This is a genomic window from Pseudomonas sp. B22129, from assembly GCF_044218875.1.
Taxonomy (GTDB): Bacteria; Pseudomonadota; Gammaproteobacteria; order Pseudomonadales; family Pseudomonadaceae; genus Aquipseudomonas.
Map to the genome: position 1 here is coordinate 751,044 of NZ_CP162592.1, position 21,662 is coordinate 772,705.

Annotated in this window: 20 protein-coding genes and 1 tRNA gene; 6 read left to right on the forward strand and 15 right to left on the reverse strand. The window is 60.9% G+C overall.

Going from position 1 to position 21,662, the window contains the following annotated elements; translation table 11 throughout:
• The first annotated feature begins 54 nt into the window (after positions 1-54).
• From AB4P94_RS03435 to AB4P94_RS03445, 3 genes are all read left to right on the forward strand, one after another.
• Positions 55-141 (forward strand) — tRNA-Leu (locus AB4P94_RS03435).
• A 145-nt stretch (positions 142-286) separates the two neighbouring features.
• The gene (locus tag AB4P94_RS03440; protein ID WP_395609407.1) at positions 287-1,312 is read left to right on the forward strand and encodes an extracellular solute-binding protein; all 1,026 of its coding nucleotides are present in this window, start codon (positions 287-289) and stop codon (positions 1,310-1,312) included.
• Entirely contained in the window at positions 1,312-2,877 is a 1,566-nt protein-coding gene (locus tag AB4P94_RS03445) for an ABC transporter permease (protein ID WP_395609408.1), read from the forward strand. Before AB4P94_RS03440 ends, AB4P94_RS03445 begins: the two co-directional genes overlap by 1 nt.
• 93 nt (positions 2,878-2,970) lie before the next feature.
• Here the strand turns inward: AB4P94_RS03445 and AB4P94_RS03450 are convergent, their stop codons facing one another.
• The 12 genes from AB4P94_RS03450 to AB4P94_RS03505 form a co-directional block, all read right to left on the reverse strand.
• Positions 2,971-4,905 carry a methyl-accepting chemotaxis protein gene (locus tag AB4P94_RS03450; RefSeq protein ID WP_395609409.1) on the reverse strand — a complete coding sequence of 645 codons (1,935 nt, stop codon included), beginning with the start codon at positions 4,903-4,905 and terminating at the stop codon, positions 2,971-2,973.
• A gap of 139 nt (positions 4,906-5,044) precedes the next feature.
• Entirely contained in the window at positions 5,045-6,334 is a 1,290-nt protein-coding gene (locus tag AB4P94_RS03455) for an adenylosuccinate synthase (RefSeq protein WP_395609410.1), read from the reverse strand.
• A gap of 54 nt (positions 6,335-6,388) precedes the next feature.
• The gene (locus AB4P94_RS03460; RefSeq protein ID WP_116627338.1) at positions 6,389-7,576 is read right to left on the reverse strand and encodes an ATP phosphoribosyltransferase regulatory subunit; all 1,188 of its coding nucleotides are present in this window, start codon (positions 7,574-7,576) and stop codon (positions 6,389-6,391) included.
• A 302-nt stretch (positions 7,577-7,878) separates the two neighbouring features.
• Positions 7,879-8,745 carry a protease modulator HflC gene (gene hflC, locus AB4P94_RS03465; RefSeq protein ID WP_065900122.1) on the reverse strand — a complete coding sequence of 289 codons (867 nt, stop codon included), beginning with the start codon at positions 8,743-8,745 and terminating at the stop codon, positions 7,879-7,881.
• Complete coding sequence (gene hflK / locus AB4P94_RS03470; RefSeq protein WP_395609411.1) at positions 8,745-9,923, reverse strand: FtsH protease activity modulator HflK; 1,179 nt, start codon at positions 9,921-9,923, stop codon at positions 8,745-8,747. The genes hflC and hflK overlap by 1 nt, the downstream gene beginning before the upstream one ends.
• A gap of 96 nt (positions 9,924-10,019) precedes the next feature.
• A complete protein-coding gene (gene hflX, locus AB4P94_RS03475; protein ID WP_395609412.1) occupies positions 10,020-11,321 on the reverse strand; it encodes a ribosome rescue GTPase HflX in 1,302 nt (433 codons plus the stop codon).
• Positions 11,322-11,333: 12 nt separating this feature from the next.
• A complete protein-coding gene (hfq, locus tag AB4P94_RS03480; protein WP_071482778.1) occupies positions 11,334-11,594 on the reverse strand; it encodes an RNA chaperone Hfq in 261 nt (86 codons plus the stop codon).
• A gap of 93 nt (positions 11,595-11,687) precedes the next feature.
• Positions 11,688-12,659, reverse strand: a complete 972-nt coding sequence (gene miaA, locus AB4P94_RS03485) for a tRNA (adenosine(37)-N6)-dimethylallyltransferase MiaA (protein ID WP_395609413.1) — start codon at positions 12,657-12,659, stop codon at positions 11,688-11,690.
• On the reverse strand, positions 12,659-14,575 hold the full coding sequence (gene mutL, locus AB4P94_RS03490; protein WP_395609414.1) for a DNA mismatch repair endonuclease MutL: 1,917 nt from the start codon (positions 14,573-14,575) through the stop codon (positions 12,659-12,661). The genes miaA and mutL overlap by 1 nt, the downstream gene beginning before the upstream one ends.
• Complete coding sequence (locus tag AB4P94_RS03495) at positions 14,575-15,996, reverse strand: N-acetylmuramoyl-L-alanine amidase (protein ID WP_395609415.1); 1,422 nt, start codon at positions 15,994-15,996, stop codon at positions 14,575-14,577. Before AB4P94_RS03495 ends, mutL begins: the two co-directional genes overlap by 1 nt.
• A 15-nt stretch (positions 15,997-16,011) precedes the next feature.
• Complete coding sequence (gene tsaE, locus AB4P94_RS03500) at positions 16,012-16,482, reverse strand: tRNA (adenosine(37)-N6)-threonylcarbamoyltransferase complex ATPase subunit type 1 TsaE (RefSeq protein ID WP_395609416.1); 471 nt, start codon at positions 16,480-16,482, stop codon at positions 16,012-16,014.
• Positions 16,470-17,330 carry an NAD(P)H-hydrate dehydratase gene (locus tag AB4P94_RS03505; RefSeq protein ID WP_395609417.1) on the reverse strand — a complete coding sequence of 287 codons (861 nt, stop codon included), beginning with the start codon at positions 17,328-17,330 and terminating at the stop codon, positions 16,470-16,472. Before AB4P94_RS03505 ends, tsaE begins: the two co-directional genes overlap by 13 nt.
• Before the next feature lie 63 nt (positions 17,331-17,393).
• On the opposite strand from AB4P94_RS03505, the gene queG reads away from it, so the two are divergent.
• A complete protein-coding gene (queG, locus tag AB4P94_RS03510) occupies positions 17,394-18,458 on the forward strand; it encodes a tRNA epoxyqueuosine(34) reductase QueG (RefSeq protein ID WP_395609418.1) in 1,065 nt (354 codons plus the stop codon).
• On the opposite strand, the gene AB4P94_RS03515 is transcribed toward queG, so the two are convergent.
• Entirely contained in the window at positions 18,455-19,072 is a 618-nt protein-coding gene (locus AB4P94_RS03515; RefSeq protein ID WP_176997469.1) for a trimeric intracellular cation channel family protein, read from the reverse strand. The genes queG and AB4P94_RS03515 overlap by 4 nt on opposite strands.
• A 191-nt stretch (positions 19,073-19,263) precedes the next feature.
• Complete coding sequence (gene orn, locus AB4P94_RS03520) at positions 19,264-19,806, reverse strand: oligoribonuclease (protein WP_003171343.1); 543 nt, start codon at positions 19,804-19,806, stop codon at positions 19,264-19,266.
• Between the two features lie 108 nt (positions 19,807-19,914).
• Between orn and rsgA the strand changes: the two genes are divergently transcribed.
• Positions 19,915-20,946 carry a small ribosomal subunit biogenesis GTPase RsgA gene (rsgA, locus tag AB4P94_RS03525; protein WP_395609419.1) on the forward strand — a complete coding sequence of 344 codons (1,032 nt, stop codon included), beginning with the start codon at positions 19,915-19,917 and terminating at the stop codon, positions 20,944-20,946.
• A 72-nt stretch (positions 20,947-21,018) separates the two neighbouring features.
• On the opposite strand, the gene AB4P94_RS03530 is transcribed toward rsgA, so the two are convergent.
• Complete coding sequence (locus AB4P94_RS03530; RefSeq protein WP_395609420.1) at positions 21,019-21,231, reverse strand: hypothetical protein; 213 nt, start codon at positions 21,229-21,231, stop codon at positions 21,019-21,021.
• Between the two features lie 2 nt (positions 21,232-21,233).
• On the opposite strand from AB4P94_RS03530, the gene AB4P94_RS03535 reads away from it, so the two are divergent.
• Complete coding sequence (locus AB4P94_RS03535) at positions 21,234-21,629, forward strand: type II toxin-antitoxin system PemK/MazF family toxin (RefSeq protein ID WP_395609421.1); 396 nt, start codon at positions 21,234-21,236, stop codon at positions 21,627-21,629.
• Positions 21,630-21,662: the final 33 nt, after the last annotated feature.

The following is a 21,662-nucleotide window of genomic DNA, read 5'->3' on the forward strand; positions in this document are numbered from 1 at the left end:
AAAAAGCCCTCCGTATAGTTCGCTCCATCAACGGCGCAAGCGCTGATGATAAATGCCCAGGTGGTGAAATTGGTAGACACGCCAGCTTCAGGTGCTGGTGATCGCAAGGTCGTGGAAGTTCGAGTCTTCTCCTGGGCACCAAATTCAGATCAAACCCGCGAAAGCGGGTTTTTTCGTTTCCGGGGTTTGAAAACCTTCCCGCCGATTCACCCCCTCGCCCGCACTTGAGAAGTTTTATCGTTTATCCTTGCAATGATTTGTTGCACACAAGCGAGGAACAACCCGGATGATGATCCGCGATACCCGTCTCAAGACATCCCTTCTGCGTGGCCTGACCCTCACTCTGCTCGGCCTGACTCTACTCTCGCCCGCCGCCCATTCTGCCGACAAGGTCTCGCTGACCCTGTACAACGGCCAACACAAAGAAGTTGGCGATGAACTCGCCAAGGCCTTCGAAGCCAAGACCGGCATCCACGTCAACGTGCGCAAAGGCAGCAGCAACCAACTGGCCAGCCAAGTCGTGGAAGAAGGCGACCGCTCGCCTGCCGATGTGATCTACACCGAAGAATCCCCGCCGCTGAACAAACTCGGCGAGCAAGGCCTGCTGGCCAGGATCGACGCCAGCACCCTCGACGTATTGCCCAAGGACTACGTTGGCACCAACGGCGACTGGATGGGCGTGACCGCACGTACCCGCGTCGTGGCCTTCAACCCGAAACTGATTGCTGAAAAAGACCTGCCCAAGTCCGTACTGGATTTCGCCGGCCCCGAGTGGCAAGGCAAGGTCGGTTTCGTGCCCACCAGCGGCGCCTTCCAGGAACAAGCCGTGGCGATCATCAAGCTGCACGGTCGCGAAGCGGCCGAAGAATGGCTGACCGGCTTGCGCGCGTTCGGCAAGGTCTACAGCAATAATATGGTTGCCCTCAAAGCCGTGGAAAACGGCGAAGTGGCTACCGTACTGGTGAACAATTATTACTGGTTCGCCCTGAAGAAAGAAAAAACCAACCTGGATTCCCAACTGCACTACTTCACCGACGGCGACGCCGGCGGCCTGATCACCGTGTCTTCGGCTGCGGCGCTGAAATCCAGCAAGCACCCCAAAGAAGCACAACAGTTGCTCGCCTTCATGGCCAGCGAAGAAGGTCAGCGCGTGATCACCAACACTTCGGCCGAATACCCGTTGCGCAAGGGCATGGAATCCAGCCGCGGCCTCAAGCCTTTCAGCGAGCTGCAACCGCCAAAAATCACCCCGGCAGACCTGGGCAACGCCGAAGAAGCCCTGGACCTGGAACGTGACGTTGGCTTGAACTGATGAACCCATCGCTCCCCGCCCCTGCCTTGCGCGGGGGTTTCAGTCCGCGCCGCAAACGCCCCGCCATCTGGCTGTTACTGCCGGTATTGTTTCTGGTTGGCCTGAGCCTGCTGCCGCTGGCGTATGTCGCAACCAAAGCGTGGCAGGCCGGTTGGTCGCAAGCGGTTCATTTGCTATGGCGGCCTTATGTGTTCGGGCTGTTGCGCAACACCCTGGCACTGATGATTGGCGTGACCGTGGCGTGCGGCGTGATCGGCTTGTCGCTGGCTTGGCTGCTGGAGCGCAGCAACCTGCCGGGGCGGCGCATCTGGGGCGTGATCTTGTGCCTGCCGTTTGCGGTACCGGCGTTTGTCAGCAGCTTTACCTGGGTGTCGCTGAGCGCCAATTTCGAAGGGCTGGGCGGGGCGATTTTGGTGATGAGCCTGTCCAAATACCCACTGGTGTTTTTGCCGGTGGCAGCGACTTTGCGCAATCTTGACCCCTCCCTGGAAGAATCGGCCCGCACTTTGGGCTTGAATCGCTGGGGCGTGTTCTTTCGCATTACTTTGCCTCTGCTGTGGCCGTCGCTATTGGCCGGCGCGCTGCTGATCGCTTTGCACATGCTGGTGGAATTCGGCGCGCTGTCGATCATCGGCCTGCAGACCTTCACCACTGCGATCTACCAGCAATTCGAACTGGAATTCAGCAATGCCAACGCCGCCATGCTGTCGGCGGTATTGCTGGTGATGTGCCTGACCCTGTTGTGGCTCGAGCTGCGCGTACGCGGCAAGGGCCGGCATGTGCGCATCGGCCAGGGCGCGGCGCGGCACGCCGAACAAGTTCGGCTGGGGCACTGGGCGCCAGTGGGGCAACTCTATTGCCTGGCGCTGGCGATCATTGGCTCCGGCATTCCACTGGGAATGCTCGGTTATTGGCTGGCGGTGGGCTCGTCGGCGGCATTTCCGGCGGCCGAGATAGGTGAGGCGCTGCTGTCCTCGCTCGCACTGTCTCTGGGTGGCGCTGCGCTTTGCCTGGTATTGGCGGTGCCGGTGGGTTTGCTGGTAGTGCGCTACAAAGGCCAACTGGCGATCTGGGCCGAGCGCTTGCCGTATTTGCTGCACGCCCTGCCCGGCCTGGTGATTGCGCTGTCACTGGTGTATTTCGCACTGCATTACGTGCCGGCGCTGTACCAGACCTCGGCGCTGCTGCTGATTGCTTATGCGCTGTTGTTTTTACCCTTGGCCCAGGCACCGATTCGAACGGCCTTGAACAAGGCTGCGCCGCAACTGGAAGAGGCTGCGCGCACCTTGGGCGCATCGTCGTTCAGCGCGTTTTGCCGGGTGACCCTGCCGATTATCTTCCCGGCATTGGGCGCGGCATTTGCGCTGGTGTTCCTGGATGCGATGAAGGAATTGACGGCGACTTTGCTGCTCAGCCCGACCGGGCTTAACACCTTGGCGACAGCGGTGTGGGCGCACACCTCGAATGTCGAGTTTGCGGCAGCGGCGCCTTATGCGGCGTTGTTGATTCTAGTGTCGGGGTTGCCGGTTTATTTGCTAACGACTCGGATGTATTTGAGCCGCTGATATCGCCTTCGCGAGCAAGCCCGCTCCCACATTTTGCAATGCATTCCAAATGTGGGAGCGGGCTTGCTCGCGAAGGGGCCAGTGCAAGCGACCCTAAGCCCGAAACTGCCCCAGACTCGCCTTCAACTGCGCCGCCAACCCATCCAGCACCTTGCCACTGGCCGTGGTCTCCACCACCGCCTGCGCCGCACGCTCGGCCTGGGCATGAATCACCTCGACCCGCCCACGCACTGCATGCGCGCCTTTAGCCTGATGCTCAGCCGCACGCGTAGCCACGCCGATAGCCGCATGCACCTGCTCCACCGACGCCTGCACCGTCTGCTGCAAGCGCACACTGTCACGCAACACCAACAGCCCTTCGTTCGCTTGGCGCCCCGCCTTGCTGATGGTTTCCACCGCTTCGCGCGCGCCCTGCTGCAACGCCACGATATGCGCCTGGATGTCGCCGGTAGAACTTTGGGTTTTGCTGGCCAGCGCCCGCACTTCGTCCGCTACCACGGCGAAACCGCGTCCGGTTTCGCCCGCCCGAGCGGCTTCAATGGCCGCGTTGAGCGCCAGCAAGTTAGTTTGTTCGGCGATACCGTGAATCACCGTCAGCACCACCTCAATTTGCTCGCTTTGCTGCGCCAGACGCTCGATCACTGTGGAGCCAGCCTGCACCTGGCCCGCCAGTGCCTCGATCAAGCTGCCCACTTCTGCAGAAGTCCGCGAGTTCTCATCCGTGGCCTGCCGAATATCCACCACCTGCTGCAACGCCGCCTGCATTGCATGGCTTTCGGCCTGTGCCTCGTCGGCCATTTGCGACAGTGCACGCAGACTCTCAGCCACTTCATCACGCTGCAAACCGGCCGCCGCATCAGCACCGGCATTACGCAGGGTCATCGCACCAATTTCCACGCCGGTGCGCTGGGCCACGTCGCCCGCCTCACGCACGATGGGCTGCAACTTATCCACAAAGCGATTGACCGCCGAAGCCATGTCGCCGATTTCGTCCTTGCTGTTGATCTGCACGCGCTTGGTAAGGTCGCCCTCGCCCGCCGCCAGGTCATCCATGGCCGCAATCAACAGCTTCAGACGATTGACCACGCGACGCCCCAACACAATGGCAATCAACAGCAACACACCCAACCCGACAAGTGCGAGCCCCATGCCGATGCGCCAGCGCAAAGTGCCAGCGGCCTCCTGCACGGCGCCAGTGGTATTGGCCGTCATCTGGGTAGCGGTGGCTTGCGCCGATTGCAGGCGCGCGCCCATGGCTGCCGCACTGTCTGCTGCGGCGCCTTGCAGGCTGTCGCCGACCAACTGATCACTGCTGGCGATCAGCGCGGCGAAGCGCTTATCCAGCGCTGCAAGGTCAGTCTCGACCGACGCCGTCGACACCCCCATGCGGACCTTGCCGATTTCCACCCCGTTAGGGCTGATGGACGCCTCAACGTAGTACACCGACGGGTCGTCCTTCGCCGCATTCAACACTTTATCCAGGGCACGATCACCCTGCCCTTTCGCCAGTAATGCCTGATTGATCGGGTTTTCGCGGTTCAGGTAACGGGTCAAATGCTCGCCCGCTGCGTCGTCGTAGACCACGAACAACACGTTGGGATTACGCTGGGCACGCCGGGCAAACTCCGACAACGTCGGTACGTCGCTGTCCCACATCGCGCGCGGCGCCACCGAGGCGAGCAGTTGCGCCATGTCATTGGCCGAGTCTTGCAGGTCTTTTTCCAGGGTCGCACGCAGTTGCTTCTGCTCATCCTGCAAACGCGACGACAAGCCTGCGGTAAGACGCTGGCGGGTGCTGGACGACAGGCTGTCCAGGCTGGATTTCACTTCCTTGCCGGCTTGCGCCAACTCGCCAGACAACTTCTGGCTGTCGATGCCCAGGCGGTTGCCCAAATCAGCTTCCAGCGCCGTGACGGTGCTCCGCGTCAGCGCGACGGCCACCAGCACTTGCACCAAAAGGGCGATACCTAGGGTAACGAACACCGGCCGCAACAGCCGGCTTTGTAACAATGAGAGAACGGCAGACACTGGGAATCCCTCCACCACGGGTGCCATTAAATTGATAGCACCGCGAAAGAAAGAACCATAGCAAGGGTCGTGCCGTTTACCAGCCAGAAACGACAAAGGGCCCCCGAAGGAGCCCTTTGCTTTTTACATCAACAACTTATTAAGCGAACGGATGACGCAGAACGATGGTTTCGTTACGGTCCGGGCCCGTCGAAATAATGTCGATTGGCGCGCCGATCAGCGCTTCAACGCGCTTGATGTACGCACGGGCGTTCGCCGGCAGCTCTTCCAGGGTCTTGGCGCCCACGGTCGATTCGGTCCAGCCCGGCACTTCTTCGTACACCGGCTGCAGGCCTACGTAGCTGTCAGCGTCAGTTGGAGCGACGTCTTTGCCTTCTGCATCTTTGTAGCCGACGCAGATGTTGATGGTTTCCAGACCGTCGAGTACGTCCAGCTTGGTCAGGCAGATGCCCGAGATGCTGTTCACATCGATAGCGCGACGCAGGATAACGGCGTCGAACCAGCCGCAACGACGAGCACGACCGGTAGTTGCACCGAACTCGTGACCTTGCTTGGCCAGGTGAGCGCCGACTTCGTCGAACAGCTCAGTCGGGAACGGGCCCGAACCTACACGGGTGGTGTAGGCCTTGGTGATGCCCAGGATGTAGTCCAGGAACATCGGGCCAACGCCGGAACCGGTCGCAACGCCACCCGCGGTGGTGTTCGAGCTGGTCACGTACGGGTAGGTGCCGTGGTCGATGTCCAGCAGGGAGCCTTGGGCGCCTTCGAACATGATGTCCTTGCCAGCGCGACGCAAGTCGTGCAGCTCGGCGGTCACGTCCAGCATCAGCGGCTTGAGCAGCTCGGCGTATTCCTTGCACTCGGCCAGGGTCTTTTCAAACTCGATGGCCGGCTCTTTGTAGTAACCGACCAGCATGAAGTTGTGGTAGTCCACCAGTTCACGCAGCTTGTCTTCAAAGCGCGGCATGTTGAGCAGGTCGCCCACACGCAGGCCACGACGTGCAACCTTGTCTTCGTACGCCGGGCCGATGCCGCGACCGGTAGTACCGATCTTCAGCTCGCCACGGGCCTTTTCACGGGCCTGGTCCAGCGCTACGTGGAAGGACAGGATCAGCGGGCAGGACGGGCTGATACGCAGGCGCTCGCGCACCGGTACGCCTTTCTCTTCCAGCTTGATGATCTCGCGCAGCAGGGCGTCAGGTGCAACCACCACGCCATTGCCGATCAGGCACTGCACGCCTTCGCGCAGCACGCCCGACGGGATCAGGTGCAAGACGGTTTTTTCGCCATCGATAACCAGGGTGTGGCCAGCGTTGTGGCCACCTTGGTAGCGCACTACGGCGGCGGCATGTTCGGTCAGCAGATCAACGATCTTGCCTTTGCCCTCATCACCCCATTGGGTGCCCAGGACTACGACATTCTTACCCATAACACTTGTCCTCATTCGCGCAAACTTGGTGCCGGCGATGGCCGGCAGGAAAACTCAAGAAGCCAGTGGCGATACTTGCCAAAGCCCGTTCTGCAGAATCAATTGCCGGTCGCAGTCCGCTTCACGGGCGGCGGCCAATGGCTGCCCAGGCAACGCCTGGACGACACGCTGACCCTCACTGCGCAACTGGCAAACCTGCTGCCAGAGTGCCGCGTCCGTACTGTCGGGCATCCAGATGCCACCAGACGGCAGCTCGACCTCAGCACGCCCCAGGGTCACCAGGGTTTTCAAATCGGTGGAAAAGCCGGTCGCCGGACGTGCGCGACCGAAGTCAGCGCCGATATCGTCATAACGACCGCCTTGGGCGATGGCCTGGCCAACACCCGGTACAAACACGGCGAACACCACACCCGTGTGGTAGTGGTAACCGCGCAACTCACCCAGGTCGAAGTACAGCGGCAGTTCCGGGAACCGTGCCGACAACTGCTCGGCAATCGCCAACACATCGTCCAGGGCAGCCAATACCGGTGCCGGCGCATTGGCCAGGCGCTCACGCGCAGCCACCAGCACTTCACGGCCACCGCACAGGTTCACCAGCGCACGCAGCATACCGGCGAGGTCCGCAGGCACACCCTCGGTCAGGGCGATAACTTCATCGATGGCCTTGCGTTGCAGGGCATCGAACAGCTGTTGCTCCACTTCACCGGACAAGCCGGCCGCGCGGGCCAGGCCACGGTAGATACCGACGTGCCCCAGATCCATGTGCACATCCGGCACGTCAGCCAGTTGCAGCATGGCCAGCATCAAGCTGATCACTTCCACGTCGCTGCTCGGGCTCGCGTCGCCGTACAACTCGGCGCCCAACTGGATCGGGCTGCGCGAAGACGACAAGGCCCGCGGCTGGGCGTGCAGCACGCTGCCGGCGTAGCACAGGCGGCTCGGGCCTTCACGGCGCAGGGTGTGCGCGTCGATGCGCGCCACTTGCGGGGTGATGTCGGCACGGAAGCCCATTTGCCGGCCCGATTGTGGGTCGATGACCTTGAAGGTGCGCAGATCCAGGTCCTGGCCCGCGCCGGTCAGCAGGGATTCCAGGTACTCGATATGGGGGGTCACGACGAACTCGTAACCCCAGCTCTGGAACAGATCCAACACCTGACGGCGCGCCACTTCAATGCGCGCAGCTTCCGGTGGCAGTACTTCTTCGATGCCATCTGGCAGCAGCCAGCGGTCTACCGTTGCCATTACGCCATTCCCCTATGATCCGGGCGGCCAGCCCTCGGCCGAGCCTTGAGTGAAGCAGAAAATACCCGGCCCCTGCATAAACAACGCGCAAGAACGACGTGACGAAATGGCCTGCCAGCGGCCTCGTCGGGCACTTTCCTCGAAAAATCTGTGGCGCCTGCGGCGCAAAACAACAATCAAACGTGCAGACGCAAAAAAGCCGGGAATTTCCCGGCTGCCGCATCATACACCCGTTTTCTGAAAGGATCACCCCGCCAGGCGTTTTAGCCGCCCGACGGAGTGCGCCCTAAGGTCACAGGCTGTTACTTGGACTTTTCCAGGTAGCGGAAAAAGTCGCTGCTTGGGTCCAGCACCATGACGTCGGTTTTGTTCGCGAAGCTTTCACGGTAGGCGCGCAGGCTACGGTAGAACGCGTAGAACTCCTGGTCCTGGCCGTAAGCCTTGGCGTAGATCGCCGCAGCTTGAGCGTCGCCATCACCACGTGCCTCTTCAGACTCGCGATAGGCTTCTGCCAGCAGTACACGGCGCTGACGGTCGGCATCCGCACGGATACCTTCAGCCAACTCGTTACCTTTGGCGCGGTGCTCACGGGCTTCACGCTCACGCTCGGTGCTCATACGCTCGAACACGCTGCGGTTTACTTCTTTGGGCAGATCAATGGCCTTGACCCGAACATCGATCACTTCGATGCCCAGCTCTTTTTCCGCCATGGCGTTCAGCGAACGTGTGATGTCAGCCATCAGCGCGTCACGCTCACCGGAAACCACCTCGTGCAGGGTGCGTTTACCAAACTGGTCACGCAGGCCCGATTCCAGACGGCGCGACAAACGCTCGTCGGCAATCTGCTTGAGGCCGGAAGTTGCGGTGTAGAAGCGCTCGGCATCCTTGACGCGCCACTTGGCGTAGGCGTCAACCATCACGGCTTTCTTTTCCAGGGTCAGGAAGCGCTGTGTCGGTGCATCCAGGGTCATCAGGCGGCCATCGAACTTGCGCACCTGGTTCACGTAGGGGACTTTCACATGCAAACCCGGCTGGACATCCGCCTGGACCACACGACCGAATTGCAGCAACACCGCGCGCTCGGTCTGAGACACGATGTAGAAGCAGTTCCAGGCAGCGATGACCACGACGACACCCACAATCAGGGCTGTCAGCGATTTATTGCTCATCAACGACTCTCCCTGGTACGTGTTTGCTGTTGCAGCAAGTCAGCGGCCGCACGGGCGCTCGCTTCGTTGGCAGCGGCATTCGAACTGGTGGACGGCGCGCTGGTACCGCTACGACCCCCTTCGATCATCTTGTCCAGCGGCAGGTACAGCAGATTGTTCTGCCCACCCTTGCTGCCGGTCACGAGAACCTTGCTGGTGTTGCTGAAGACTTCCTGCATGGTGTCCAGGTACAGACGCTCGCGGGTGACTTCAGGTGCCTTGCGGTACTCGGCAACCAGTTTGGTAAAGCGATCCGCCTCACCCTTGGCGCGGGAGACCACTTCGTCGCGGTAACCGTTGGCATCTTCAAGGATGCGCTGGGCCTGACCACGGGCTTCCGGCACGACGCCGTTGGCGTAGGTTTCAGCCTGGTTGCGCGAACGCTGCTCGTCTTCACGGGCACGGATCACGTCATCAAAGGCTTCCTGCACTTCGCGCGGTGCGGCTGCGCTCTGTACGTTCACCTGGGTTACGGTGATACCGGTGCGATAAGTGTCGAGGAACCGTTGCAGGCGCTCCTTGATCTCGCTGGCCATCAATTCACGGCCTTCGGTCAGCACCTGGTCCATCGCGGTAGAACCGACGACGTGGCGCAGGGCACTTTCGGTGGCGTGTTGCAGGCTGATTTCCGGCTGATCAACGTTCAGCACGAAGTCCTGCAGGTTGCTGATCTTGTACTGCACGGTCAGCGGCACTTCGACGATGTTCTCGTCTTCGGTCAGCATCTGGCCCTGCTTGGTGTAGGCACGCTCACGCGTGACGTTCTCCATGTACTTCTTGTCGATCGGCGGGAAGTAGATGTTCAGGCCCGGGCCGACGGTTTCGTAGTACTTGCCGAAGCGCAGCACCACGGCCTGCTCCTGCTCGTCCACGACATACACGGCGCTGTACAGCCAAACCGCTGCGAGCACGACAAGCCCCAGGCCCAGCAGGCCATAGCCGCCGCCCTTGCTTGTGCGACCGCCGTCGTCACCACCACCACGTTTTTTCCCACCACCGAACAACCCATTCAGGCTTTCCTGCAGCTTTCGGAAGGCCTCGTCGAGATCCGGTGGCCCCTTGCGGTCGCCGTTATTGCGGCGCTTACCACCCCAAGGATCCTGATTATTCGAGTTGCCACCCGGCTCATTCCAAGCCATAGCGCTCTCCATCTGATAAAGCAAAGACGCACCCACGGCGCGCCGACCAATGCTACAGAATGCCTGCTACTGCGGCACAACCGCTTTCGGAGGCTTTTATTGCAAAGTGTGTTGTTCGATGAACTCTGTCGGTACCACACCTTCACGACTGACCAGCCGATTCAGCTCCGAGCGCGGCAATCGAACGGCCAGCAAGCTGACACCTTCTTCGTCATATTCTTCTTTCTGTACTGCGCCCAACTCGAAAAACTGTGCACGCAGTCGAGCAAAACGCTGCGGCAAGCGCAAGGTGCCGACAAACAAATCGCTGCCCAACAGCTCGGCAATGGCTTGTTCAAGCAATTCCAGGCCGCTGCCATCACGCGCCGACAACCAGACCCGCTGGGGCTTGCCGTCTTCGTCGCGCTGGATTTGCGGCTCTACCCCTTCAAGCAAATCGAGTTTGTTATAGACCTCCAGGATCGGCAAGTCCTGGGCGCCAATCTCGCCCAGCACCAGCATCACCTGCTCGATCTGCAACATGCGATCCGGTTCGGCCGCATCGATCACGTGCAACAGCAGGTCGGAATTGCTCGACTCTTCGAGCGTAGACCGAAATGCCTCGACCAGCTTGTGGGGCAAATGACGAATAAAACCCACGGTATCGGCCAGAACGATCGGCCCCAGGTCGTCAAGGTCCAGACGGCGCAGGGTCGGGTCGAGGGTGGCGAACAGCTGGTCAGCCGCGTACACGTCGGATTTGGTCACGTTGTTGAACAGCGTGGATTTGCCGGCGTTGGTATAGCCCACCAGGGAGACGGTCGGGATATCCGCACGGGAACGGCCGCGACGCGATTGCTCGCGCTGGCTGCGCACTTTTTCCAGGCGGCCCTTGATCTGGCGCAGGCGAACCCGCAACAGACGGCGGTCGGTTTCGAGCTGGGTTTCACCGGGGCCGCGCATGCCGATACCGCCACCTTGACGTTCAAGGTGAGTCCAGCCGCGAACCAGCCGCGTGCTCATGTGGTCAAGCTGGGCCAGTTCGACCTGGAGCTTGCCTTCATGGGTACGGGCGCGCTGGGCGAAAATATCGAGAATCAAGCCGGTGCGGTCGATCACGCGACACTCGAAAACACGTTCGAGGTTACGCTCCTGACTGGGCGTGAGGACGTGATTGAAGATCACCAGATCGGCTTCTTCGGCGTGAACCAGGTCGCGCAACTCCTCGACCTTACCGCTGCCAATCAAGAATTTGGCGGTTGGCCGATGACGCGGCACGTTAAAAAACGCAACGGTCTCGGCGCCGGCCGAATTTGCCAACTCCTGAAACTCCTGCGGATCTTCGCGCGCCTCAGGGTCCTGTCCATCCAAGTGAACGAGGATTACCCGTTCACCACCACCGTGGCGCTCAAAGAACAAAGGAGACTCCTATCAGGCGTTACCTGGCTCAGCATCACCCACTTCATCACCGGCTGCGCTAGGCAGACGAATTGGACGAACGGGGACGACTGTCGAGATAGCGTGCTTGTAAACCATCTGGCTGACGGTATTTTTCAGCAGGATCACGAACTGGTCGAACGACTCGATCGTGCCTTGCAGCTTGATACCGTTGACCAGATAGATGGAAACCCCAACTTTCTCTTTACGTAAAGTATTCAAGTAAGGGTCTTGTAGCGAATGCCCTTTTGACATGTGCCGCACTCCTTTAAGGATCAATAATAAAATTCGGAAAATAGATAGCTTATGGCCGTCACACCCCCAAGGATAGACGGCAATTGCAAGGACTCAGCTCAATATGGAGACCGTTCCCAGGTATTTCAAGGCGCGTGACAGATTGTCGCTGTCCAGGCTGTCCAGCCAGTGCAAATCGCTCCAGCTGCGCAACCAGGTGAACTGGCGTTTCGCCAATTGGCGCGTGGCAATGATGCCGCGTTCCTGCATCTCGGCTGACGTCAGCTTGCCATCCAGATAATCCCAGACTTGGCGATAGCCAACAGCACGTATCGAAGGCAACCCCGAATGCAGGTCACCTCTGGAACGCAGTGCTACGACCTCGTCCACAAACCCCTGTTCCAACATAATTGTGAATCTTTGTGCAATTCGTTCATGCAGCACCTGGCGATTTGCCGGAGCGATGGCCAGATTCGCCACAGTATAGGGCAATTGTGACTGACCAGAGGCGCCTGCATCAGCACTTTGCGCAGTTTGTTTCAGCCTGTGTTCAGTCATGGTCTGGCCGCTCACCCGCCAGACTTCCAGGGCGCGCGTCAACCGCTGGGGGTCATTGGGGTGAATGCGCGCAGCGGACACCGGGTCAACTGCCGCCAGTTGGTCGTGCAGGGCTTGCCAGCCAAGGCGTGCAGCCTCTTCTTCAAGTTCGGCGCGCACCTGGGCATCCGCCGGCGGCATGTCAGCCAAGCCTTCCTGCAAAGCCTTGTAGTAGAGCATCGTGCCGCCCACCAGCAGCGGAATATTGCCCCGCGCGGTGATATCGGCCATGGCGGCAAGGGCATCGGTGCGAAAATCAGCCGCCGAATAGCTCTGCGACGGGTCAATAATGTCGATCAACTTGTGCGGATGCTCGGCCAGCAGCGCTTTTGAAGGTTTGGCCGTGCCGATGTCCATGTCCCGGTAAACCAGGGCAGAGTCGACGCTGATCAGCTCGCACGGCAGCACTTTGGTCAGCTCGATGGCCAGGTCGGTCTTGCCGGCCGCCGTGGGGCCCATCAGGAAGATCGCGGGGGGCAAGGCACTCATCAGCGGCCGCGCAAGAACAGTTTGTCCAGATCGTCCAGGCCCATTTGGGTCCAGGTCGGTCGGCCATGGTTGCATTGCCCGCTGCGCTCGGTGTTTTCCATGTCACGCAGCAAGCCGTTCATTTCCGGCAACGCCAGGCGGCGATTGGCGCGGATTGCACCGTGGCAGGCCATGGTGCCGAGCAGTTCATTGATGTGCGCCTGGATGCGGTCGCTGGTGCCGTATTCCATCAGGTCGGCGAGTACATCGGCGACCAGACGGTTGGCTTCGGCCTGCTTGAGCAGCGCAGGAATCTGGCGGATTGCCAGGGTTTCCGGGCCCAAGCGCTGCAATTCAAAGCCGAGCTTCTGGAAAACGCTGTGGTGTTCTTCGGCGCAATCGGCTTCGCGCTGGCTGACGGCCAGGGATTCCGGCACCAGCAACGGCTGCCCGCTGAGGCCTTCACTGGCCATGGCGATCTTCAGGCGTTCATACATGATCCGCTCGTGAGCGGCGTGCATGTCCACCAGCACCAGGCCATGGGCGTTTTCCGCAAGGATGTAGATGCCCTTGAGCTGCGCCAAGGCATAACCCAGCGGCGGAATATCCCCGCCACCTTCCGGCAAGGCCACGGCGGCACCCGGCTCGGCCCCCGGCAGCGGCGCGAAAAATTCGCGATAAGCCGCCTGGGCCTCGGCCACCGGCACTGTCGATTGCGGGCGCGGTGTGTATTGATACTGATAACCCGCCCCCGCACCTGAACCAGGCGCAGTGTAGGAAGGCTGCGGCTGCGGCGATTGCAGCAGGTTGGCTGCCAGGCTCATTTCGCCCTGCGGGCCAAATTCACCCGCCTGCGGGCCACTTGGCCGTACCACGGCGGTTACAATCGGCGCCGACAGCTGGTCATCCGGCCGCACATCACCCAGCGCGCGGTGCAAGGTGCCATACAGGAAGTCATGCACCATGCGCCCGTCACGGAAGCGCACTTCGTGCTTGGTCGGGTGCACGTTGACGTCGACCACCGACGGGTCAACTTCAAAAAACAGTACAAACGTCGGGTGCCGGCCGTTGAACAGCACATCGCGATAGGCCTGGCGCACCGCGTGCGCTACCAGTTTGTCGCGCACCGCACGGCCATTCACAAAGAAATACTGCAAATCTGCCTGGCTGCGCGAAAAGGTCGGCAAGCCCACCCAACCCCACAGGCGCAGGCCATTGCGTTCGATTTCAATCGGCAGCGCCTGCTCCAGGAACCCCGGGCCGCAAATCGCCGAGACACGCCGGGCGCGGGCGGCATCGTCGTGGGCTTCATGCAGGCTGAGGATGGTCTTGCCGTTGTGGCGCAAGTGGAAAGCCACGTCAAAACGCGCCAAGGCCAGGCGCTTGATGACTTCCTGAAGGTGATCGAACTCGGTCTTCTCGGCCTTGAGAAATTTGCGTCGCGCCGGGGTGTTGAAGAACAGGTCGCGCACTTCCACCGACGTGCCCACCGGGTGTGCTGCGGGCTGGACCCGTGGCGCCATGTCACGACCTTCGGTTTCGACCTGCCAGGCCTGCTCGGCACTGCGTGTGCGCGAAGTCAGGGTCAGGCGGGCCACGGAGCTGATCGAAGCGAGGGCCTCACCGCGAAAGCCCAGGCTCATCACCCGTTCCAGATCTTCAAGGTCACGAATCTTGCTGGTGGCATGACGCGCCAACGCCAGCGGCAGGTCGTCGGAGGAGATACCACTGCCGTCGTCGCGTACCCGCAGCAGCTTGACGCCGCCCTGTTCCACGTCCACATCAATGCGCTTGGCGCCGGAGTCGATGCTGTTTTCCAGCAGCTCCTTGATCACCGATGCCGGGCGCTCAACCACCTCACCCGCGGCAATCTGGTTGGCCAGGCGCGGGCTGAGCAGTTCGATGCGCGAGCCGCTGTTCAAGACTGATTCGCTCATTACTGCGCCGCCAATTCAGTGCCAGGGATGGTCAATACCTGGCCGACTTTCAGTTCATCGGTTTTCAGGTTGTTGGCGCTGCGCAAGGTCGCGGGCGATACCTGGAAACGCACGGCCAGCATGGCCAGCGTGTCGCCGGGCTGCACGCGATGGTCGCGCGGGCCCTGGGCGATTTTCCCGGAATCGCGCAGCCAGGCGATATAAGTGCCCGGCGGCGGGTTCTGCTGGAAGAACTGGCGGATACCGGCGCTGATCGAACGGGCCAGTGCCTGCTGGTGGCTGGAGCTGGCCAGTTTCGAGGCTTCGTTGGAGTTGGAGATAAACCCGGTTTCCACCAGGATCGACGGGATGTCCGGCGACTTCAACACCATGAACCCGGCCTGTTCCACGCGCTGTTTATGCAACGACGTCACGCGGCCGATGTTGCTCAACACTTTCTGGCCAACGTTCAGGCTGGACGTCAACGAGGCCGTCATCGACAGGTCGAGCAGCACGCCCGCGAGCATTTTGTCCTTGTCATCAAGGGACACGTTGCCGGCCCCACCGATCAAGTCGGAGCGGTTTTCACTGTCGGCCAGCCAACGCGCGGTCTCGGACGTGGCGCCGCGATCCGACAGCGCAAACACCGACGCACCAAACGCGGCGGTCGACGGTGCGGCGTCGGCGTGGATCGACACAAACAGGTCGGCGCCTTTCTTGCGCGCGATTTCAGTACGGCCACGCAACGGGATGAAATAGTCGCCGGTACGCGTCAGTTCGGCGCGATAACCTTTCATGGCGTTGACCTGGCGTTGCAATTCACGGGCGATGGCCAGAACCACGTCTTTCTCATGCTGGCCGCGCGAGCCGGATGCGCCCGGGTCTTCGCCGCCGTGGCCGGCGTCGATCACCACGATAATGTCGCGTTTGCCCGCCGGTGCTGGCGGCGGAGGCGGCAACTTGACCTGCGGTTGCGACGGGTTGACCGGCACCGCTGGCACGGTCGCTACGCTTGGCGGCGGTGCTGGCGGCGGGTTGGCATCGGCGGCGTTATCAAACAGGTCGACCACCAACCGGTTGCCGTACTGGGCGTTCGGCGCCAGCACAAAGCTTTTCGGGGTCACGGCCTTTTTCAGGTCGATCACCACGCGCAAATCGGTCGGCGTGCGTTGGGCCGAGCGCATGGCGGTAATCGGGGTGTTGGCGGTGGACACTTTCAACGGCGCGGCCAGGGTCGCACCGTTGATATCGATCACCAGGCGATCAGGCGACGACAGGGTAAAAACGCTGTGCTGGACCGGGCCAGACAGGTCAAACACCAGCCGCGTGTTATCCGGCGCTCGCCACAGGCGAACACTTTTCACCTGTGAAGCAGCCAGAGCATTGACAGTCATTGCCGCAAGCAACACCCCCACGACAGCAACCAACGCGCGAAAGCGCATACCTAACCCCACCAATTATTTGAATTCCAGTGCCAAAGCGGCGCACCACGACTGACCGCGCACGCTCTGGGGCAACAACTTCAGCTGACGTCCTGTTTCATGCGGCGTAATGGTAATGGTCAGGTCCGGCTTTGGCAAAAAGCCTGTGCCTTTATCTGGCCACTCGATCAGGCACAACGCGTCTTCGTCGAAGTAATCGCGGATGCCCATGTACTCCAGCTCTTCGGGATCGACCAGCCGATAGAGGTCGAAGTGGAAAGCGCGTATAGCACCGATCTCGTAGGGTTCAACCAGTGTGAACGTGGGGCTTTTGACTGCCCCGGTGTGGCCCAGACCGCGAATGATCCCGCGTGACAATGTGGTCTTGCCCGCCCCAAGGTCGCCCTCGAGAAAAATCAGCCCGGCACCGGCCGTGACCTGGGAGATGCGATGACCGAACGCGACCATCGCGTCTTCATCGGCCAGGAAAAGAGTTACTTCAGGCACGGCGACTGCTCCTCCAGCAATTGTCGAATGGCGGGTATCAGGTCGCTGGCAGCCAAACCGCGACCAAAACTGCCCTGGCGATCCCCAGCCGTGGCGTGCAACCACACAGCCAGGCAGCTTGCCTCATAACCGGGCAAGCCCTGCGCTAGCAATGCGCCGACCAAGCCGGCCAATACATCGCCAAGCCCGGCCGTGGCCATCGCCGGATGGCCTTGGTCACATTGCGAAACACGCCCGTCCGGGCTGGCAATCAAACTGCCAGCACCCTTGAGGATAGCCACTGCATTGAATCTCTGACTTAAAACGCGCGCCACCTTAAGGCGATCGGCCTGAACCTCGGCTGTCGTGATACCCAGCAAGCGCGCAGCTTCACCCGGATGGGGCGTGATCACCGAGTTGGCCGGCAGGCTCAGGCCACCCGTGGCCAACTGATTCAACGCGTCAGCATCCCAGACCTGCGGCTGCGTGGCGTTGGCGGCAACCGACAGCAGGCTTTTGCCCCAAGCGGCATGACCCAGGCCTGGGCCGATGACGATCACCGAAATCTTTTCCAGCAGCCCCATCAGTTGGTTGGCTGAACTCACACCAACCGTCATGACCTCCGGCAGGCGCGCCAGCACGGCAGGCACGTGGTCGGGGCGGGTCGCCAGCGACACCATGCCCGCGCCACTGCGCAAGGCGCTTTCGGCGCTCAGCAACGCTGCGCCGCCAAAGCCGCGGTCGCCGCCGATGACCAGCAGGTGGCCGAACTGACCTTTATGGGCGTTCGGGGAACGCGCAGCCAGTTGCGGCAAATGGCCGGGCAACAGGGGCTGAACGTCGGTAATTGGGTGTTTTGTCTGCGGCATGCGTCTTCAAGCTCCGATGTCTGGCAGAATTATACGCATCTAACCTGTGGTTTCCCGTGTCTCATGCCTGCTATTACCTCCGATCTGCCCGCCCTCGCCCAATCGATCAAAGACTGGGGCCGCGAGCTGGGCTTTCAACAAGTCGGCATCAGCGGCCTGGACCTGGCCGAGCATGAACAGCACCTGCAACGCTGGCTCGACGCGGGCTACCACGGCGAGATGGAGTACATGGCCGCCCACGGCAGCAAACGCTCGCACCCCGACGAACTGGTGCCGGGCACCTTGCGCGTGGTCTCGCTGCGCATGGATTATCTGCCAGGCGACACGCAAATGGCGCAGTTGCTGGCAAAGCCGGAAAAAGCCTACATCTCGCGCTACGCCCTGGGCCGCGACTACCACAAGCTGATCCGCAAACGCGTGCAGCAACTGGCTGATCGCATCCAGGCGCAGATCGGCCCGTTCGGCTTTCGCGCATTTGTCGACAGCGCACCCGTGCTGGAAAAAGCCATCGCAGAACAAGCCGGGCTTGGCTGGATCGGCAAGAACACCCTGGTGCTCAACCGCAAGGCCGGCAGTTATTTCTTCCTGAGCGAGCTGTTTGTCGATTTGCCGCTCCCCGTTGACGCGCCTCACAGCACTGAACACTGCGGCCGCTGTACCGCCTGCCTGGACATTTGCCCGACCAACGCCTTCGTCGGGCCCTACGTGCTCGACGCCCGGCGCTGCATTTCCTACCTGACCATCGAACTCAAAAGCGCTATCCCGGAAGACTTGCGCCCCTTGATCGGCAACCGTGTATTTGGCTGCGATGACTGTCAGATCGTTTGCCCGTGGAATCGTTTCGCCCGCGCCACCGGCGAAAGCGATTTCAAGCCACGGCATAATCTGGATAACGCCGAGCTGGCCGAGTTATTTATGTGGGATGAGGATAAATTCCTCAGCAGCACCGAGGGTTCGCCGCTGCGCCGCGCCGGTTATGAGCGCTGGTTGCGTAACCTGGCGGTAGGCCTGGGCAATGCACCGTCGAGCATTCCGGTGCTCGAAGCGTTGAAGGCTCGCAGGGATTACCCGTCTGAGTTGGTGCGCGAACACGTCGAGTGGGCGCTGAACCAGCACACCTCGCGTTAATGCACGTCGTCGTTGTAGACGAACTTGGGCATTTCCCAGTGAAAACGGATCGCCAACAGGCGCAATAGAAAGCCGCTGAACAGGGTCAGCAAAATCGCCTGCTCGCTGGGCAGTTCCAGGTACAGGCAGAGCATGTAGAACCAGGCAGCGAGGAACGACACGCTGGCGTACAGCTCGCGGCGGAAAATCAGCGGGATGTCGTTGCAGAAAATGTCGCGCAGGATGCCACCGAACACGCCCGTGATCACGCCGCTGACCGAAGCCACCAGCATGCCGTGGCCCATTTCCAGGGCGGTCATGCAGCCGATCAGAGTGAAGGCCACCAAGCCCAATGCGTCCAGCGCCAGAAACAGCGAGCGCAGGCGGCGCATCAGCGGCGCGATGAAGATCGTCACCAGCGCCGCGATGGAGGTCAGCACCAGGTATTCCGGGTGTTTGACCCATGTCAGCGGGTAATGCCCCAACAGCACGTCACGCACCGAACCGCCGCCCAACGCCGTCACACAGGCGATCAGCACCACGCCAAACCAGTCCATGCCGCGCCGACCGGCGGACAGCGCGCCGGTCATGGCTTCGGCGGTGATGGCGATGAGGTAGAGCATCAACAGCATGATGGCGATCCTTGCGATTAGGCCGGCAGTCTAATCATTTGGTAGTGGCACCAAAAGGGGGCGCTTGGCGAAAGACCGCGTCGCGCCCTTCGCGAGCAAGCCCGCTCCCACATTCGACTGCATTCCAACGCTGGAACTCGGTTAAATGTGGGAGCGGGCTTGCTCGCGAAGGCGCCAGAACAGGCGCCACACCTTTAAGCCTTGATGAAATGCTTGCGGTAATGCTGCAACTCGGCAATCGACTCACGAATATCATCCAGCGCCAAATGCGTGCTGCCTTTATGGAAGCTGTCTTTGACTTCCGGCGCCCAGCGCGCGGCCAGCTCTTTCAGGGTGGATACATCCAGGTTGCGGTAGTGGAAGTAGCTTTCCAGCCCTTTCATATGGGTATAAAGGAAGCGACGGTCCTGGCAGATGCTGTTGCCGCAGATTGGCGACTTGCCCTTGGGCACCCACTTTTCCAGGAAAGCGATGGTTTCAGCCTCGGCTTCAGCCATGCTGATGCGGCTATCGCGCACGCGCTGGGTCAGGCCGGAGTTGCCGTGGGTGCGGGTGTTCCACTCGTCCATAGTGGCGAGGACAGCGTCGGAGTGGTGGATGGCGATCACCGGACCTTCGGCCAAGGTGTTGAGGTTGCTGTCGGTGACAATGGTCGCCATCTCGATGATGACGTCGGTGTCGGGGTTCAGACCGGTCATTTCCAGATCGATCCAAATCAGGTTCTGTGGGTTTTGCATGGCTCTATTCTCTTGGCACCTTGGCTTAGCTGCGCAGTTTAGCAGGCAGGGGCGTGCTAGACTCGCGACCGTTTTACCCAACCTTTGCATTATCGACACGGAACACCAATGGCCAAACGCCAGCTCAATCGTCGCCAAAACTGGCGCATCGAAAAGATTCAAGGTGAACGCGCCGCTCGCGCCGCCAAACGTGAATCCTCCGCCGTGGAAGCGCTTGAGGGCGGTGACCTGGGCCCCGAACAAACGGGCCTGGTGATCGCGCACTTTGGTGTGCAGGTTGAAGTCGAGGCGCTGGAAGGCGAACTCGCGGGCCAGGTGTTCCGCTGCCACCTGCGCGCCAACCTGCCTGCGCTGGTGACCGGTGATCAGGTGGTATGGCGCGCCGGCAACCAGGGCATCGGCGTGATCGTCGCCCAGTTGCCGCGCACCACCGAGCTGCGCCGCCCGGACAGCCGTGGCCAGCTCAAGCCAGTGGCCGCCAACGTCGACATGATCGTGATCGTGTTCGCACCGCTGCCCGAACCCCATGCCAACCTGATCGACCGCTACCTCGTAGCCGCCGAACATGCCGGCATCCGCCCGCTGTTGCTGCTGAACAAATTCGACCTCATCGACGATCAGAACGCCCCGGCGCTCAACGCGTTGCTGGCGGTTTACCGCACCCTGGGCTATCCGGTGCTGGAAGTCTCGGCGCATCACGGCAATGGCATGGAACAACTGCAACAGCAGTTGGACGGGCGCATCAGCGTGTTTGTCGGCCAGTCCGGCGTGGGTAAATCCTCGCTGGTCAATAGCCTGCTGCCGGAAGTCGAAACCCGCGTGGGCCCGCTGTCGGAACTGTCCGGGCAGGGCACCCACACCACCACCACCGCGCGGTTGTTCCACTTCCCGGGCGGCGGCGAGTTGATCGACTCCCCGGGCATCCGCGAGTTCGGCCTCGGCCACGTCAGCCGCAGCGACGTGGAAGCGGGCTTCATCGAGTTCAACGACCTGATCGGCACCTGCCGCTTCCGCGACTGCAAACACGACCGCGAGCCGGGCTGTGCATTGCTCAAGGCGCTGGAAGATGGCCGCGTACAGCAGCAACGGATGAACAGTTATCGGTCGATTATTGCGAGCTTGCCGGAGAGCAGTTATTAATTTATCCACGTCTTGATACATATAAGCTTGGGCGCTGAAGGCCCTAGCCCATTGATTTAACAGGAGCAAGCATCAAGAATCCGGATCAACTGGGTGGCTCATACGCACAAGCCAGCTTGTATTCGGATTTCTCGGTGCCCATAATTGCTCCGTCACCAGCGAAAGCTGGCAGGAGTCTGGATCCTTTTCGGGGTTGATCCAGCGGCGCAGAAGGGGCGAAGCAAGCTCCACTGCGTGTCGAATGAAGCCGCCTTCGGGCGGCTTTGCTTTTTGTGGGGCATTCATATTTGGCTCTCTACTATCACCCGAAACAAGGCGATGTGTTGCTCTGCGACTTCACCCGAGGTTTTGTGGCTCCGGAAATGTTGAAGATTCGCAAGGTGGTCGTGATATCCCCTACTGCAACCCATAACCGCAAGCTGTGCAGCGTTGTGCCTATCTCCTCTACCGCTCCCGATATCCAGCACGACTGGCATCATTTGCTACGGGCGAACCCACTTCAATCTGACGGTTACAAAGAACTCTGGGTGAAGTGCGACATGATTTATACCGTCAGCTTCGAGCGCCTCGACAAGCTACACAGAAAGACTCGTACCAAGGGCCGGGAATACTTCGTACCGCGCCTGGGCACCGACGATATGCATGGCGTCATCCGTGGTGTGAAAGCCTACCTTCCGCTGTAACAAGAAATGAAAAAGCCCCGACAGTGCGGGGCT